Raw genomic sequence first — 15,418 nt, forward strand, 5'->3', positions numbered from 1 at the left:
GCACCGCGGGTCCCTGAACTCGGTGGTGCGTGAAGGTCGAACTCATGGGACCAGTATGCGAGTCACGCCCCCAGGTTCCCACGGGTTGAATCTCAGCCTCAGTGCGTGCTGCTCACCGAGTGCGTCGTCGATCAGGCAGCTGTTGTCCTGATCGGTGGCTGCTCCTTGCTGGTGGGCGCTTGTCATGGCCAACTGCGCTGTTGGCGTTGTTGCTTGAGCGAGGGGGAGTAGACAGCACGTGACATCGACTGTGTTTTGTGTCGGCGGGGATCTGGAGGTACGGCGGCTGGGGTTCGGGGCTATGCATTTGCCGACGGAACCGGGCCCGGCCCGCGACGCCTCTCTCGCGGTTGCCCGGCGGGCAGTCGAGCTGGGTGTCACGCTGATCGACACCGCGTACCTGTATGGCGGGGGAGCCAATGAGGAACTCTTGACCGAGGCCCTGCACCCTTGTCCGGAAGGAGCTGATCACTACCAAGGTCGGTGTTGCTCGGTCGGACTCCTCAGGCGAGTGGAGGCTCGACGGGCGGCCTGCCGTGCTGCGGGAGCAGGTCGAGCAGGCACTTCGCCGACTGGGGGTCGAGCGGATCGAGCTTCTTCAGCTGCTCCGCATCGACCCCGAGACGCCGCTCGCCGACCAGGTCGGCACACTGCGGGACCTGCGGGCCGAGGGCAAGATCGGCCGGATCGGGCTGTCCGAGGTCACCGTCGGCGAACTCAACCAGGCGCGGGAAATCGTCGAGATTGCGAGCGTGCAGAACCGATACAGCCTGCTCGACCGCGAGCACGAGCCTGTGCTCGCGGCCTGCGAAGCGGCAGGGATCGCGTTTCTGCCGTGGCGACCCGTCGCCTCGGGCAAGTCGGGGGCGAAGGCCGAGGTCGCGTCCGTGGCGACCGAGCTCGACGCCACCCCCACGCAGGTAGCGTTCGCCTGGCTCCTCGGCCACTCACCCGTCATCCTCCCGATCCCTGGCACCGCCCGGATCGATCACCTGGAGGAGGACCTCGTCGCGGAGTGCCTCGAAGTGACCCCCGTGCATCGCGATCGCCTCGACCGTCTGACCGAAGTGGTATAGCGCTCCGCCTTTCTCTGCCGAGTTCGCGTCAGTTCGGCAAACCGGTCACCGTCCTGCGGCGTACAGGAGCGGACCCGGTCCGCAGGGGTCGGCCCTGGAGCCTGCCGCTGGGGGACCGTCCCCTGCTGGTCAACGCCTACTGGCCACCGGTCTCGTCCTGCGCCAGGTGGCTCCGCTGCATGGCTTGGCGGGTCGAAGTCGGTCCCAACGCATCATCGCCCACCCCGGCCCGGCGCTCGCGCACCGGCAACGCCAAAGGTTCCGGAGCGGCACCGTGCTGATCATGGACGGCACCCTGCTCCGCACCCGTGACCACAAGGTGGGCGAGCAGTCGAAGGCCTACCGGTGCTTCAGGTCCACACCCGCGTCGAGCACGTCTTCCCCGTTTGATGACCTGGGTCTGCTCTGAGGAGATACCCGCTGCCACCTATGCAGGGGGCAGCCACTAGTAGATCCTTTGTAGCCGTGACCCACACGACAAGCGAAACCGCGTGGCCCGGAAAGATCAGTGCCATCACCCTGTTCGTAGAGGACCTGGAGGCCACGAAGCGGTTCTACCGTGACGTGTTCCGCCTGCCGGTGACCTACGAGAACGACAACTCGGCGGTGTTCAGCTTCGCCAACACCATCATCAACCTGTTGCGATCCACCGCGGCCCACCAACTGATCGACCCCGTGCCCGTCGCCGCCCCCGACGCCGGCTCCCGCGTTCAGCTCACCCTCCCCGTGGACGACGTGGACGCGATGTGCAAGGAGCTGACCAGCCGCGGCGTGACACTCCTGAACGGTCCGATGGACAGGCCCTGGGGCATACGAACGGCCAGCTTCAAGGATCCGGGCGGCCACATCTGGGAGATCGCACAGTGACCGCAAACGTGTTCCCGACAGCGAACAGTGAGGTCCAGGCCCTCCTGTCCGTTCTGGAGGCACAGCGCCGCCATGTCCTCGGCATACTCGAAGGGCTGGACCCGGAGACACTGCGACGGCCCGTGCTGCCGTCCCGATGGAACTGCCTGGGGCTCGTCCAGCACCTCGCGCTCGACGTCGAGCGGTTCTGGTTCCGTGCCGTCATCACCGGTGATCCCGCCGTCATCGAAGCCCTCGATGACATCGACGACGCCTGGCAGGTTGCCCCCGACGTACCGCACACCGAGGTGCTCGACCGATACCGCACGGAGGCGGACCTCGCAAACACCGCTGTCGCCGCTGCGGACGCGGACGCTCCTCTGGCCTGGTGGCCCCACCACCTCTTCGGAGAACCGCACTTGCACACCGTTCGGGACGTCCTGCTGCACGTCATCACCGAAACCGCATGCCACGCCGGACATCTCGACGCCGCACGGGAACTCATCGACGGCCGACGATGGATGGTTCTGACCTGAATCGACCGCGACGGCAGTCCGGTCCGGCCGGGACGCCGCAGGTACCGCTCAGGTCTGGTTCTCGCCGCCGTCGACGTAGATGTTCGCGCCCACGACGTAGCTGCTCTGTTCCGAGGCCAGGAAAGCCACGACTGCGGCGGCCTCCTCGGGCTGACCGAAGCGGCCCTTGGGCACTGTCGCGGCGACCTGTTCCTTGACGGCCCGGGCGGTCTCCTCGTCACCGAAGGCGGCGGTGCCCCCGGGAGTCTCGATCCAGGCCGGCGAGACCACGTTGACCCTGATCCCGCGGTCCTTGAGCTCGCTGGACCACGTCCGCGCGAAGGACCGCACGGCCGCCTTCGACGCCGCGTACGCGCCGAACGCCTCTACTCCGCGGTCGGCGGCCGTCGAACCGACCAGGACGACCGAGGCTCCGTCGTTGAGCAGCGGCGACGCCTTCTGCACGGTGAACAGTGTGCCTCGGACGTTGACGTCGAAAGTCTGGTCGAAGTGCTCCTCGGTGGTGTGCTCCAGCGTCACGAACGCACCGACCGCCGCGTTCGCCACCAGCACGTCCAACCCCCTGCCCCGCGCCCGGACCGCCTCGTACAGGCGGTCCAGGTCCTCCGGCTTCGAGATGTCACCCGCGACCGCCGCGGCCCGGTCCGCGCCGATGGTCTTGACCGCGGCCTCCAGCTCGGCCTCGCGCCGACCGGTGACGAACACGTACGCACCCTCCTCCGCCAGCCGAACGGCGGTGGCCAGACCGATACCGGTACTGCCCCCCGTGACCACCGACGTCTTGCCTTCCAGCTGTCCCATGCGGACGACTCCTTCACCCTCTCGATACCGATCCGTCCGACACCGATACTGCGGAAACAGCGGAGTATGATCAATGACGCTGGGTCCAGGATTCTTTACGTATCGTCCAGGAGGTGTCGTCGGTGCTCGGATTCCGGGATCCAGTGGCTGACGCGATCGGCCTGCTCCGGCCCCGCACGGTGATCGGGCCCAGTCTCCGGGCCGTGGGCGAGTGGGCGTTGCGCTTCGACACGTTCTTGCACGTGCGGATCGGTGGCCTCGTCCGCGGTACGTGCTGGTTGATCCTCGATGGGCACGAGCCGGTGCTCCTGCATGAGGGAGACACCTTCATGCTGGGCAACCCGCCGCCTTACGTGCTGGCCAGCACCCTAGACGCCAGTCCGCGCCCTGCGGAGCACGTGTGGGCGGAGGCCGAGGACGGGTTCGTGCGCATCGGCCCCAAGTCCGAGAAGGACCTCTACCTCTGCGTCGGGCACATCGCGTTCGACGACCAGAACGCGGCCCTCCTGACGGACCTTCTGCCGCCGCTGGTGATCGTCCGCGTGGGCGATCCTCATGGCGGGCGGCTCGCGCAGCTGATCGATCTCCTGGCCACCGAGGTCGGGATCGCCGCCGCCGGCGGCCCGCTGGTGCAGAACCACCTCGCGCAGATCCTGCTCGTGCACATGCTGCGCGCGCACGCCGGTCAGACCGACCGGCCCACCGGCTGGCTGGGCGCCCTGAACGAGGACGGCATCGGTGCCGCCCTGCGTGCCGTGCATGCGGACGTGGGCCACCCCTGGAGCCTCAAGGAACTCGCGGGGATCAGCCACATGTCGCGCTCCGCGTTCGCCCAGGCATTCAAGACCCATGTCGGGGTCCCGCCGTTGGAGTACCTGATCCAATGGCGCATGAGCCTCGCGCGCGACGCCCTCGCCCGCGACACCCTGTCGATCTCCGAACTCGCACGGGCCACGGGCTACCAGTCCGAGAGCGCGTTCAGCACCGCGTTCCGCCGTGTGGTCGGCTCATCGCCCGCACAGTTCCGCAACCAGGCACGGCAGCCGGCGAACTCAGCCGCGAACGGAGACTGAAGGAGACGTCCAGCTCGGTCCATGTCCCTGCGCAAAAGCGTCTCTTAGGTGGACGTCCGGCCGAACGGATCAGCTGCTCGGGGGTCATCCGTGGCGGCGTCTGCGGGACTGGACCGAGCCAGGGGTATAACCCCCACTGCACGAAGCCATGCTCCTCGCTTCGTCCACCTAGCGGCCGAGGGCCTGTCGCACGGACAGGTTGTGGTACTTCCGCAGCCGGTACAGCTCCCAGCACGACAGCACCGTCACCGATACCGGAGCTCCGAGCAGAAACACGATCCGGGCAAGGGCGGGAACCTCGGCGTTCGCGTTGTTGATCATGTCGAGGGCGGCCATCACCCACGCCAGCACGGTGGCGAGAACCGGCGGCAGCACCTCGTGGATGTCGGCGGTGCGGAAGACGTGGTTGAGGCAGAGCGCGATCCCGTACAGGGCGAATCCCAGCGACCACGTGCAGAGGGCGATGAGGACGACCATGCCGGGAATCCCGATGGCGTCACGGAAGCCACTGGTCGCCGGGTCGGGGGCGACGGCGAGGGGGAAGGTGGCCATGGACCCCATCAGAGCCGCCACCGCTCCGAAGGGCTTCAGGGACCGTCGCAGGTAGAGCCGGCGCAACGTGCCCTGCGCGGCGAACGCGAACAGGGCGATCACGAACGGGAAAGCGCACACGAGGAGGAGTGTGCTGGTCCAGCTCTGGTCGAACTTGTCGCTGGCGGCGGCGTTGGCGCCCTTGGCGGTGTCGACCGGCTTGTACGACATGACCAGCACGAGCCAGGCGGCGACGCCGAGCCCGGTCCGCCACATCTGGATCTTGCGCACCGTCAGGTCCTCCACGGCGTCCGGGCGCGAGGGGCGGAAGGCGCGCCGGGCGGCGTAGAACGGGTTGTAGACGCACCTGAAAATCCGCTGCCCGCGCGCCAGCGGCGGCCGGGGCGGTCGCGGGAACGGCGGTCGCGGGCCACCGCCGTGCGGTTGCGGCGGGTACGGACCCCAGCCCTGCGGATGTCCCGGAAACCCTTGCGGCGGTACGGGGGCGGGCTGCGGTGGGTAGGGCCCCACGCCGGGGCCGCCGGTGTACGGGTGGGGTCCGCTTCCGGGGTAAGGCTGAGGGCCGGGACCGGGGCCGGGCTGCCCACCCGGGCCGTACCCGGGTCCGCCCGCCGGACTCCACTGACCATTGCCGTACGTACTCATCCCGTGCGCCCCCGATATTTCCGTCTGTGCCGTGCGCGGCGTGGCTCAAACCGGCCGCTTGGCGTGCGGCGTGATCCTACCCATCACGGCACGGAGAAGTGCACGCTTCGGGGGCGGGGCGGGGCGGGGCCCCTCGGGAGGAGGGCGAAGCGCTTGGGCGCCAGCCCGACCCTTTCGCTGAACAGGCCGCGCAGGTGCCGTCCATTGCCCTGCCGGCTTTGGAGCAGGGTGTCCTTGATTCCTCGCAGGACCGTTCGGTGACGCTTCCGCCCGCGATGCACCACGGACACACCGGTCACCGAGTTCCTCACCGGCGTGGACCGGACCCGTATGGAAGTACCCGCGTTCGTTCGGCGGATCGGGTCCGGGCCTCCTAGAACTCAGGGTCTGTTCGCGAACACCCACCGGTTGCCCGCCAAGGCGTCGTTCTCCTCGGGGAGTGGGCCGCGTCCGTGGAGGTGGGTGAATTCGAAGGGAGTATGGATCGATGTGGACCAGCCGTTGCTCGCCAGCGCGCCGGCGGAGTCGGGGCGCGGTTCCTTCGCGAACAGGCCGAGTAGGTCGATGCCGATCTGCTGGGTCGTCGCGACGTAGAGGGGACTGTCGCGGTAGGTCATCAGGTCAGGTTCGAGTTTGACCTCGTAGGCCAGGGCGCTGCCGTGCGCGCTCAACCGGTCCACCTGTGCGATGAGGGCTGACTCGGCGACGGCGGGGAGGTAGAACAGCAGCCCTTCGGCGAGCCAGACGCTCGGTGCGGCCGGGTCGAATCCGGAGGCGGCGAGCGCCGTGACCCAGTCGGCGCGCAGATCCACCGGGACCGGGACGCGCGCCGCCTTTGGGGTGGCCGACAGGCCGTCGAGCACCTTGTGTTTGAAGGCCAGCACCTCCTCCCTGTCGATCTCGAAGAAGACGGTGCCGGGAGGCCAGTCGAGCCGGAAGGCGCGCGTGTCCAACCCCGCGCCGAGCAGGATGACTTGGCGGGCGTCAGTCGTGTGTGCCGACTGGAGGAGGAAGTCGTCGAGGACCCTCGTCCGCAGGCCGAAGTAGCGGGCGAAGCGTCCCCACAGCGGGTTCGCGTCCCCGTCCGCTACCTGGCGCAAGCGGGTCGGCCAGCCGTGGGAGGCCGGCGCGGCGAGCACGAAGTGTTCCGCGAAGACATCCTGGGCGAGACTGTCGTCGCGATACGTTTCGATGGCTCGTGCGGCGGCGACCAGGAGTGCGGTCCTTCCCACTCCGCTCGTGACGCCGGTGTCGTGCTCCGTTGTTCCGACCACGCTTCCTCCGTTGACGGATGTGCTCATCGGCTCCGCTCCCGCGGGACCACGACGGGTTTGATGACGCGGCCCGCTTGGCAGTCGCGTTCGGCTTCGTTGATGTCGGTGAGCGGGTACGTACGTATCAGCTCGCTGAATGGGAACCGGCCTGCCTGCCACAGGCCGATCAGCCGCGGGATGAGCAGGCCCGGCACGGCGTCCCCCTCGCAGATGTGTGAGATGCGCCTGCCGCGGTCCAGCGCTCCCGGCTCGATCGGCAAGGTGGTGTGCAGCCGTGCGATCAGGCCGAGTTGGCCGGTCGGGCGCAGGGACCACAGCGCGTCGTTGATCAGTGAGGGGACTGCCGTGGTGTCCAGGGCGTAGTGCGCGCCGCCGTCGGTCAGTCGGCGGATGCGGGCGGACAGGTCGGATGTCGTGACGGGCAGGGGTATCGCGCCGTAGCGCTCCGCGAGGGCGAGCCGTTCGGGGTACTGGTCGACCGCCACGGTCAGCGCTCCGGCAGCCGTGGCGGCCATGATCGCGGCCAGGCCCACCGCACCCGCGCCGAAGACGGCCACGGTGTCGTGCGGCCCCGCGCCGAAGGAGTTGAGGACTGCCCCGGCGCCGGTGAGGAATCCGCAGCCCAGTGGCCCGAGCAGTGCGATGGGAAGGGAGGGGTCGACCCGTACGGCGTTGCGGGCCGGCACCAGCGCGTACTCGGCGAACGAGGACTGGCCGAACCAGCGCGGGGCCAGGCCTTCTCCCGCCGCGTCGGTGAACCTGGCGGCGTTCTCCTTGCGCCCGCCGAACAGGTTGAGCTCGGCGAACGAGTCGCAGTAGGCGGGGGCGGCGCCCTGGCAGTTCGGGCAGCGGCCGCAGGAGTCGAAGCTCAGGACGACGTGGTCGCCGGTGGCCAGGCCGGTGTGGGGCCCGCCCGTCTCCACCACGGTCCCGGCACCTTCGTGACCGAGCACCGCCGGCAGCGGTGAGCGGCTGTCCGGTCGCCGGACGGCAAGATCGGTGCGGCACATCCCGCAGCCCGCGATCCGCACCAGTACTTCGTCGGCGTCGGGTCCTGTGTGCAGCAGCACTTCCTCGACCGAGAACCGGCCTTCTGAGGAACGCAGAACCGCCGCGTCGAACTTCATCGACATGGCAGCGGTCAGCCCGCGGCGACGGCGGCGGCCGCCTGCTCCCTGGCGTGCCGGTCCATCTCCGCGCGGAAGGTGGCGACCAACTGGGGCTGGATCCTGCCGGCGTTGCGGTCACCGCCCTCGCAGACCGCTCCCCGCACACCCACGATGTCCGTGCCGATGCGGGTCAGCGCACCGAGGTCGCTGACCTTCACGCTGCCCGCGAGAGCGGCGAGGAGTCCGGCTTCATGGGCCCGCCGCACGAACTCCGCGCAAACCTCCACGGGCACATGGTCGAACAGCCGTGTCCCGTCCTTGATCGCGGTGTCGAGCATCGCCGCGTCGGCGCCCGATCGCAGGGCGATGTCGGGGAGCGCGAGCGGGTTGACGCAGCCGATGCGGTGGGCGTCGGCGTAGCCCGAGGCGACGACGAAGGCGTCCGGCCGGTGGTCCTTCACCGCTCTGACGACCCCTTGCATGACCTCGGCACCTTGCGCGGGCGTCGTGCACCCGTACAGCCCGACCTTGATGTACGTGGCTCCCGAGACAACCGCGCCGAGGGCCGCCTGCGCCACGGTGCCTGGCTTGTACGGCACGTCGCCGACGGTGGCGGACACCGGCTTGTCGGCGGGGACCACTCCCCGGATGTCCTTGATGACCCACGGGAAGTTGGCGCCGAGCGAGCCCTCCTCGGGTCGCTTCACATCGACGATGTCGAGATGCTGCGCCGCCTTCGCGCACTCGAGGGCTTCCTCGACGCTGTCCGGGGAGATCAGAAGTAACAACGTGACTCCTTCCCGCACACCCCCCAGTGCCCGGGAAGCAGGCCGGAGCGTGCGAACGCGCTTGCGTCTTTTGCGGTCTGCTCATCATCAGCGGCCGCCCGCGACCACCGGTAGGGCGCGCGAGAACCGAGGGAGGTGCTACCCCCGTAACCAATGCGCCGTGCGCGCCGGTTCAACCGGCTCCGCGTCACGTTCATGCCGGCGTGGCGCCATCTTCACTCTTTATGTTGACCAGCCAGTCTTCCCGGGACACCGGGCCCGCAGGCCCGCATAGTTGCTGCTCGGCTGACACACACGGCCGTCTCCCGGACTCAAGAAGGGCACATACACATGCGCACCGAAGCAGTCACACGCGTGAAACTGGTCTTCACCCTGTTCGACGCCGACGGCAACGGGGTCCTGGAAGCCGACGACTTCAGGCTCATGAGTGACCGGGTGGCCGCGGCGGTGCCCGACGCCGACGAGGCCGGCACCAAGGCGATGCGCGCCGGTTTCCAGCGCTACTGGGAGACGCTGGCCAAGGAACTCGACACCAACCGCGACGGTCGGATCACCTATGACGAGTTCCAGGAGTGCGTCCTGTCACCGGAACGCTTCAGCGGCGCCGTGGACGCGTTCGCGGCGGGCTTCGCGCGCTTCGGTGACGTGGACGGCAGCGGCACCGTCACGCGCCCGGTGTTCGTCGGAATGATGAGGGGAGTCGGCTTCGACCTGCCCAACATCGAGGCCCTGTTCAACGCGTTCGGACCCGACGCCGACGACCGGATCCGGGTGGACGTCTGGGAGGCCGAGATCAAGAACTACTACGCGCCCGACAAGGGTGGCGTCCCCGCGGACCTGCTGGCGGCCGCCCCGACAGCCTGACCCGGCCCGGGGCACGCTCCGTGCCAACCGGGCTCCACGGTCTGTGCGAGCAGAACGGCGATGGTCACCGCCCGACACCGCCCGGCACCGCGGTGATGAGCGCGCGGTGGTGCGGGCGGTGCCGGAGCCGATGCCGGCGAGCCCCGAGAATGTGCGACGAAGTAGGCAGCACGTCCCGCGAGCCGGCCAGATCCTGCGCGTCGCGCGCGGCCGACTCGCCTGATGTCCCCGAGGCCACAGGCCAGTGCCGTCAGCCCATCGGCGACGGGTTGACCTCACAGGCGCCCGGTCTCGGGTCGACAGCCGCAGCCGGGAGCGTGCCTGCCTGATGGGGGAGCGGACGAACGAGTGCATGCCCGCTCACGGCGGGCGCCACCTCAAGATGCCGCACACCCCTTCTGACCAACCTGGCCCGATCATCACCAGCCGGAGGCCGGCTGGCAGCCGCGCCGAAAGGCCGCTGGCGGGTCAGCAGTACGGCGGCTGGTTGGTCAGGGAAGCCGCTACTCGCATCCACACCCCGAACAGCCGGTAGAGGGCAGGCAGATTTCCCTGAGCCTGGACGATCCGCGTGTCCTTCGAAGTGACCCCTGGAATTCCCAGGAGGGTGGAGGCGACGGATGCCGACTGCCAGCGGACCGCGAGGGTGGACGGACCGGAAGGTACCGCTGAAGGCGTCCGCCGGGTGGAGAGGCTGGTGGCGACCGCCTCTTCAATGGCCCCCTGTGCCTCCTCAGTTGGGTACAGATCCGCCGAGAATCGATCCCGCGCACGCTTCACCACCACGGTAGTAACAGAGGCATCCCATTCCGTCATCTCCTCGCAGGCGCAGTCGTCGCCGGTAAGGACCGTTACCGGGACGCCGATGGCCGCCGCAGTGGCGTGGGCCAAGCCGATCTCGCCCACCGGCCGGCCGTCCAGCCACATGTCTTCGATCTCGTGCCCCATGAAGCTGTGGCTCAGCACTCCGACGGCACCGGCCCGGGAGTGGTACCCGACGCAGACCATGGCGTCATGCTCGGGCAAGAGGCCTTCGAGCATGCCCATGTGCTTGGGCTTGCCGCGGATCAGACGAGCTGCCGGGTGCAGGGCCTCCGGAAGGATGTTGCGCATCGGACCATGAGCGTCGTTGACGGTGATGTCGGTGGCGCCGGCCGCGACAGCCCCTCGGACGGCTGCGTTGACGTCCTGCGCCATCATCAACCGTCCACGCTCGTAGTCCCGGCCGCCGGGCTGGACATCGTCAGCGTCGACGAGTCCAGTGACGCCTTCCATGTCCGCGCTGATGTAGATCCGCATGGTGAAGACTCCTTTAGCTTGATCGCTCAGGGGACGCCTGCCACGCCTCCTGAGGTTCCTTCACCGGCTCGTCACGCATGACCGTTGTGACGGGCGTATCCGACCGTACCGAGATCGGCCATTCCCGCCAGACGACGGTCCCGCCGTCCGAGGGCGGCGCGGCTGCGCGACCCGACCCACGCGCTGGCCCTACGAACACGCTATGGACCGCCAGCGGTCCACCCCCGCGCGCGAGGTGGTGACGCACACAGGTGGGCTAGGTACGCGCAGGATTGGGCGGACTACCGCGCGGCCGGCGAAGTCACTGAATAGCACAGGGCCGGAACGCTGCCTTCCCACTACCCAGACGAGCGTGCCTGCCACTCGTGGTCAGCCGGCTGAGTCGGTCTTCTCTTCGCGGGTGTCCGGCCCCGTGGCCGAGGTCCCGGTCCAGCTGGCGAGGAGGTCGAGCGCTTCGGCGGACGGGGAGGCGGGTTCGGGGGTGTAGATGGTGAGGGTCTGTTCGGGGTCGCCTTCGACGGCCAGGACGAGGTAGTCGAGGGTGAGGTCGCCGACGAGCGGGTGGTGGAGGCGTTTGGTGCCGCTGGTGTGGGCTTGGACGTCGTGGTCGGCCCACATGCGGCGGAAGATGTCGCTGTGCAGGGACAGCTCCCCGATCAGTTCGGTGAGCTGCGGGTCGTCGGGGTGGCGTCCGGCGTACAGGCGCAGCATGGCCAGGCAGTCGCCGGCGACCCGCTCCCAGTCGGCGTACAACGCACGAGCGGCCTCGTCGAGGAAGACGAAGCGGGCGAAGTTGCGCTCACGGCGGGGCCGGGCCTCGAAGTCGGTGTAAAGAGCGTGGGCGAGCCGATTGGCGGCCAGCACGTCTGTACGTCGTCCCTGGACCACGGCGGGGACGCTGAGCGAGTCCAAGGTCCGGTACAGGACGGGGTGGACCCGCTGGGGGGCGAGGGGGCGTCGGCGGCGGGTCCGGGTGGCGGTGGGCTGGGCGAGGTCGAAGAGGTGCGCGCGTTCGGTGTCGTCCAGGTGCAGGGCGCGGGCGACGGCCTCCAGGACGGTTTCGGAGACGCCCTGGGTGCGGCCCCGTTCCAGGCGGATGTAGTAGTCGACGCTGACGCCGGCGAGCTGCGCCACTTCCTCGCGGCGCAGTCCCGGTACGCGGCGAGGGCCGCCGTGCGGGGCGAGGCCGGCCTGTTCGGGGGTGATCCGGGCGCGGCGGGTGCGCAGGAACTCGCGGATCTCGCTGCTGCGGTCCATACGGTCCACGGTACGGCGGTAACCAGCAGGTCAGCATGCTGAAAGGGGTACTGGCAGACCCCCGGAAGAGCGGTGCCCTTTTGAGTGCTCCACGGGACCTTCGCGGGTGGTTGCCTGGATAGCGGGCCGGTGCACGGCACTGATCATTCGCGAAGTACGCGCTCTAACGGCGCGCAGGAGATCGTCACTGCCGTTGTCCGCCCTTCCCCCTCACGCCGTGACGTCTGGAGAAGAGGACACCCTTCATGAGGCCGATACTGACCGGTACCGTCGCGCTCGTCACCGGTGCGAGCAGCGGCATCGGCGCCGCCACCGCCCGCCGGCTGGCCGAGCAGGGCGCCTCGGTGGCGCTCGTGGCCCGCCGCAAGGACCGTCTGGACGCTCTTGCCGCTGAGATCGAGCAGACGGGTGGCACCGCCACGGTGGTGGAAGCGGACATCACCGACCGCACCCAGGCCGGGGACGCCGTACAGCAGGTCGTCGAGCGGTTCGGACGACTGGACACCCTGGTCAACAACGCCGGTCTGATGCTCCTGGGACCCGTCGTCGGCGCGGACGCCGAGGAGTGGGACCGCATGATCGCCATCAATGTTCAGGGCCTGCTCTACACCACTCGCGCCGCCCTGCCGCACCTCCTGGAGGCGGCAGAACAGGACCCGCGTAAGGTCGCCGACATCGTCAACATCGGCTCTGTCGCCGGCCGTGTGGCGAGCAAGGGCTTCGGCGTCTACAACGCCACCAAGTTCGGCGTGCACGCCTTCACCGAGTCCCTGCGCCAGGAGGTCACCCAGCGCCACGTACGCGTCGGTGTCCTTGAGCCGGGCGCCGTGCAGAGCGAACTGGGTACGCACAACAAGCCCGAGGTCCGCGGCGAGCTGATCGACCCCTACTTCGAGGGGACCGAGGTCCTGGCCGCCGAGGACATCGCCGACGGCGTGGCCTACATGGTCACCCGTCCCCGCCACGCCGCCATCGGCGAACTGTGGATCATGCCCACCGAACAGGCCTGAGCCCTTCCACGGAGGCACAGCCTGGCCGGCACAACCCGCTGACTCCCTCTACCCACCGGGTCCCGCCTACGGAACCCGAAAGGAACCCCTCATGAGCAAGGTCATTTTCATCACCGGTGCCGGACGCGGTCTGGGCACGGACATCGTCCGCCAGGCCCTCGCGGTCGGGCATCGGGTCGTCGCCACCGGCCGGCGACCCGAGGAGGTCGAGAAGATCCTGGGCGGCCCGCAGGACAACCTGCTCGCCACCAAGCTGGACGTCACCAGCCTGCACGACGCGCAGGCGGCCGCGCAGGCCGCCGTCGACCGGTTCGGCCGTATCGACGTGCTGATCAACAACGCCGGGAACTTCTTCGCCGGTTACTTCGAGGAGATCTCCCCGGAGCACATGCGCCGGCAGTTGGACACCAATCTCTTCGGCCCGATGAACGTCACCCGCGCCGTCCTGCCCGTCATGCGCGCTCAGCGTGACGGCCACGTCATCACGATCTCCTCGCTCGCCGGTCAGGTGGGCACGGAGTTCACCTCCGCCTACGCGGCGTCCAAGTTCGCAGTCGAGGGCTGGATGGAAGCCCTGCACCACGACATCAAGCCGTACGGAATCCGCACCACGATCGTGGAGCCCGGCTACTTCCGCACCGAACTGCTCGTGGACGCCTCCACCACCTGGCCCGAGCCGACCATCGACGACTACGCCGAGCGCACCACCGCCACGGTCGAAGCCTGGAAGAGCATCAACGGACAGCAGCCCGGAGACCCCGCCAAGCTCGCCCATGCCCTGCTGACCCTCGCTGGCCAGGGCCGGCCGCCGCTGCGCTTCATCGCCGGCGCCGACGCCATCGAGGGCGTCACGGCCAAGGCCCAGGAGCTTCTCGCCCAGGTCGAAGCCTCTCGTGAGCTGGGCGGCAACCTCGGCCACGACGATGCTGCCTGAGCGGCGGTCCCACCAGTCGTGCGCCCTCGTGCAGGCCCCGGCCGGGCGGTTCACCGGCGATGTCAACCTCAACACGATCGAGCCGCCGACTGAACCGCCCCACCTGGCCGCCGCGCTGGTCCGCCTTGTGGTCGGCGACGGCACTACCTGGTTGGAGAGCCCCTCACCGACCGACAGCACGCGGAAGCCTCGCCTCGTCACTGCTGATCTCGGTGGGGTGGAAGGGGCGGGGCGGTCTTCACGGTCTGCGTGTGGAGGTTGGGCCGCTGGTTCAGCCAGGCGGTCAGGTTGCTGAAGTCCAGGCGGCGTACGGGGTTGAGGGAGGGTCGGCCGGTTGGTCGTCGCGCGGTGGTCTCCTGTCGGTGCCGCGGAAAGGGGGTGGCCGGCCGGTAGGCTGCGTCGATCGGAAGTCGATCGGAGTTCACCTGTGAGTCGTCCACGCTTGGGGATTGCGGTCCTGACCATGGGCAACCGGCCCGCGGAGCTGCAGGCGCTGCTGGAGTCGGTGGCGCGGCAGACCTTGCCGGCCACGCGGATCGTGGTGGTGGGCAACGGCAGCCCGCTGCCGGAGCTGCCCGCAGGCGTGCACGGGGTGGAGCTGGAGGAGAACCTGGGGGTGTCCGGCGGCAGGAACGTGGCCATCGAGCATCTGCGGGCGTGTGGCGACGTGGACGTCGTCGTCGACCTGGACGACGACGGACTGCTCGTGGACACCGGTGTGTTCGTCCACCTGGCCTCGATGTACGAGGCCGATGAGCGGCTGGGGATCGTGTCGTTCCGGATCGCCGACGAGCGCGGTCGTACGCAGCGACGGCACGTGCCGCGGCTGCGGTCGAAGGACCCGATGCGGGCCGGGGAGGTGACAACGTTCCTGGGGGGCGGGCACGGGCTGTCGATGCGCATGCTGGAACGGATCGGTGACTGGCCCGAGAAGTTCTTCTTCGCCCATGAGGAGACAGATCTGGCCTGGCGGGCGCTGGATGACGGGTGGCGGGTGGTGTACGAGCCGTCGCTGCTGCTGCAGCACCCGTGGACGTCACCGGCCCGGCACGCGGTCTACTACCGGATGACGGCCCGCAACCGGGTGTGGCTGGCGAAACGGCATCTGCCCGCGCCTCTGGTCCCGGCCTATCTCGGAGTGTGGGCCCTGCTGACAGCGGTGCGGACGCGGTCGTGGGACGGATGGCGGGCATGGGCGGGCGGGTTCGCCGAGGGTGTCCGTGAGTCGGGCGGCCCGCGGCGGCCGATGCGGTGGGCGACCGTGGCACGGATGACGCGCCTGGGCCGCCCGCCGGTCATATAGGCGCGCTGCCCTGCTTCCTGGCGCGGCCGGCCGGGCAGAGCGTTGGGCGTG

General features: G+C 69.2%; 14 protein-coding genes and 2 pseudogenes. 9 read left to right on the forward strand and 7 right to left on the reverse strand.

The genetic code is table 11. From position 1 onward, the window contains the following. The first annotated feature begins 301 nt into the window (after positions 1 to 301). From ACZ56V_RS11215 to ACZ56V_RS11230, 4 genes and pseudogenes are all read left to right on the forward strand, one after another. Positions 302 to 1,076: pseudogene (locus tag ACZ56V_RS11215) on the forward strand (aldo/keto reductase). Further along, positions 1,073 to 1,422: pseudogene (locus tag ACZ56V_RS11220) on the forward strand (IS5/IS1182 family transposase); the annotation flags it as partial. The pseudogenes ACZ56V_RS11215 and ACZ56V_RS11220, both read left to right, overlap by 4 nt. A gap of 119 nt (positions 1,423 to 1,541) precedes the next feature. Beyond that, positions 1,542 to 1,943 carry a VOC family protein gene (locus ACZ56V_RS11225; RefSeq protein ID WP_467379320.1) on the forward strand — a complete coding sequence of 134 codons (402 nt, stop codon included), beginning with the start codon at positions 1,542 to 1,544 and terminating at the stop codon, positions 1,941 to 1,943. Then, complete coding sequence (locus ACZ56V_RS11230) at positions 1,940 to 2,458, forward strand: mycothiol transferase (protein ID WP_468941204.1); 519 nt, start codon at positions 1,940 to 1,942, stop codon at positions 2,456 to 2,458. Before ACZ56V_RS11225 ends, ACZ56V_RS11230 begins: the two co-directional genes overlap by 4 nt. Before the next feature lie 48 nt (positions 2,459 to 2,506). Here ACZ56V_RS11230 and ACZ56V_RS11235 read toward each other — a convergent pair whose 3' ends face one another. After that, the gene (locus tag ACZ56V_RS11235) at positions 2,507 to 3,259 is read right to left on the reverse strand and encodes an SDR family NAD(P)-dependent oxidoreductase (protein WP_467379322.1); all 753 of its coding nucleotides are present in this window, start codon (positions 3,257 to 3,259) and stop codon (positions 2,507 to 2,509) included. Between the two features lie 113 nt (positions 3,260 to 3,372). On the opposite strand from ACZ56V_RS11235, the gene ACZ56V_RS11240 reads away from it, so the two are divergent. Then, complete coding sequence (locus tag ACZ56V_RS11240) at positions 3,373 to 4,332, forward strand: AraC family transcriptional regulator (RefSeq protein WP_398909499.1); 960 nt, start codon at positions 3,373 to 3,375, stop codon at positions 4,330 to 4,332. 168 nt (positions 4,333 to 4,500) lie between these two features. Here the strand turns inward: ACZ56V_RS11240 and ACZ56V_RS11245 are convergent, their stop codons facing one another. The 4 genes from ACZ56V_RS11245 to ACZ56V_RS11260 all read right to left on the reverse strand — a co-directional run bounded on the left by ACZ56V_RS11245 (position 4,501) and on the right by ACZ56V_RS11260 (position 8,700). Then, positions 4,501 to 5,154: a hypothetical protein gene (locus ACZ56V_RS11245; RefSeq protein ID WP_398909497.1), complete on the reverse strand. Its 654-nt coding sequence runs from the start codon at positions 5,152 to 5,154 to the stop codon at positions 4,501 to 4,503. A gap of 755 nt (positions 5,155 to 5,909) precedes the next feature. Next, positions 5,910 to 6,830, reverse strand: coding sequence for a class I SAM-dependent methyltransferase (locus tag ACZ56V_RS11250; RefSeq protein ID WP_398909496.1), 921 nt, complete (start codon positions 6,828 to 6,830; stop codon positions 5,910 to 5,912). Then, the gene (locus ACZ56V_RS11255; protein WP_398910325.1) at positions 6,827 to 7,930 is read right to left on the reverse strand and encodes an NAD(P)-dependent alcohol dehydrogenase; all 1,104 of its coding nucleotides are present in this window, start codon (positions 7,928 to 7,930) and stop codon (positions 6,827 to 6,829) included. Before ACZ56V_RS11255 ends, ACZ56V_RS11250 begins: the two co-directional genes overlap by 4 nt. 14 nt (positions 7,931 to 7,944) lie before the next feature. After that, the gene (locus ACZ56V_RS11260; protein ID WP_468941209.1) at positions 7,945 to 8,700 is read right to left on the reverse strand and encodes a (5-formylfuran-3-yl)methyl phosphate synthase; all 756 of its coding nucleotides are present in this window, start codon (positions 8,698 to 8,700) and stop codon (positions 7,945 to 7,947) included. A gap of 330 nt (positions 8,701 to 9,030) precedes the next feature. Here ACZ56V_RS11260 and ACZ56V_RS11265 point away from each other — a divergent pair, with 330 nt between their 5' ends. After that, a complete protein-coding gene (locus ACZ56V_RS11265; protein WP_468941212.1) occupies positions 9,031 to 9,564 on the forward strand; it encodes an EF-hand domain-containing protein in 534 nt (177 codons plus the stop codon). A gap of 468 nt (positions 9,565 to 10,032) precedes the next feature. Here ACZ56V_RS11265 and ACZ56V_RS11270 read toward each other — a convergent pair whose 3' ends face one another. Continuing rightward, positions 10,033 to 10,863 (reverse strand): M55 family metallopeptidase, encoded by an 831-nt coding sequence (locus ACZ56V_RS11270; RefSeq protein WP_468941215.1) that lies wholly within the window; start codon positions 10,861 to 10,863, stop codon positions 10,033 to 10,035. Between the two features lie 369 nt (positions 10,864 to 11,232). Continuing rightward, positions 11,233 to 12,120 carry a helix-turn-helix transcriptional regulator gene (locus ACZ56V_RS11275; protein ID WP_468941218.1) on the reverse strand — a complete coding sequence of 296 codons (888 nt, stop codon included), beginning with the start codon at positions 12,118 to 12,120 and terminating at the stop codon, positions 11,233 to 11,235. A gap of 245 nt (positions 12,121 to 12,365) precedes the next feature. Here ACZ56V_RS11275 and ACZ56V_RS11280 point away from each other — a divergent pair, with 245 nt between their 5' ends. The 3 genes from ACZ56V_RS11280 (at position 12,366) to ACZ56V_RS11290 (ending at position 15,367) form a co-directional block, all read left to right on the forward strand. Continuing rightward, positions 12,366 to 13,130, forward strand: coding sequence for an SDR family NAD(P)-dependent oxidoreductase (locus ACZ56V_RS11280; protein WP_467379329.1), 765 nt, complete (start codon positions 12,366 to 12,368; stop codon positions 13,128 to 13,130). Between the two features lie 91 nt (positions 13,131 to 13,221). Beyond that, the gene (locus ACZ56V_RS11285) at positions 13,222 to 14,064 is read left to right on the forward strand and encodes an SDR family oxidoreductase (protein ID WP_468941222.1); all 843 of its coding nucleotides are present in this window, start codon (positions 13,222 to 13,224) and stop codon (positions 14,062 to 14,064) included. Positions 14,065 to 14,491: 427 nt separating this feature from the next. After that, the gene (locus tag ACZ56V_RS11290) at positions 14,492 to 15,367 is read left to right on the forward strand and encodes a glycosyltransferase family 2 protein (RefSeq protein ID WP_468941225.1); all 876 of its coding nucleotides are present in this window, start codon (positions 14,492 to 14,494) and stop codon (positions 15,365 to 15,367) included. The last annotated feature ends 51 nt before the right edge of the window (positions 15,368 to 15,418 follow it).

The sequence above is a fragment of the Streptomyces sp. NPDC034099 genome, from assembly GCF_055575415.1.

Bases quoted from the DNA above. Each gene is read 5' to 3' on its own strand.
- ACZ56V_RS11235 (WP_467379322.1), bottom strand. From the start codon at position 3,259: ATGGGACAGCTGGAAGGCAAGACGTCGGTGGTCACGGGGGGCAGTACC.
- ACZ56V_RS11250 (WP_398909496.1), bottom strand. From the start codon at position 6,830: ATGAGCACATCCGTCAACGGAGGAAGCGTGGTCGGAACAACGGAGCAC.
- ACZ56V_RS11255 (WP_398910325.1), bottom strand. From the start codon at position 7,930: ATGAAGTTCGACGCGGCGGTTCTGCGTTCCTCAGAAGGCCGGTTCTCG.
- ACZ56V_RS11265 (WP_468941212.1), top strand. From the start codon at position 9,031: ATGCGCACCGAAGCAGTCACACGCGTGAAACTGGTCTTCACCCTGTTC.
- ACZ56V_RS11270 (WP_468941215.1), bottom strand. From the start codon at position 10,863: ATGCGGATCTACATCAGCGCGGACATGGAAGGCGTCACTGGACTCGTC.
- ACZ56V_RS11275 (WP_468941218.1), bottom strand. From the start codon at position 12,120: ATGGACCGCAGCAGCGAGATCCGCGAGTTCCTGCGCACCCGCCGCGCC.
- ACZ56V_RS11280 (WP_467379329.1), top strand. From the start codon at position 12,366: ATGAGGCCGATACTGACCGGTACCGTCGCGCTCGTCACCGGTGCGAGC.
- ACZ56V_RS11285 (WP_468941222.1), top strand. From the start codon at position 13,222: ATGAGCAAGGTCATTTTCATCACCGGTGCCGGACGCGGTCTGGGCACG.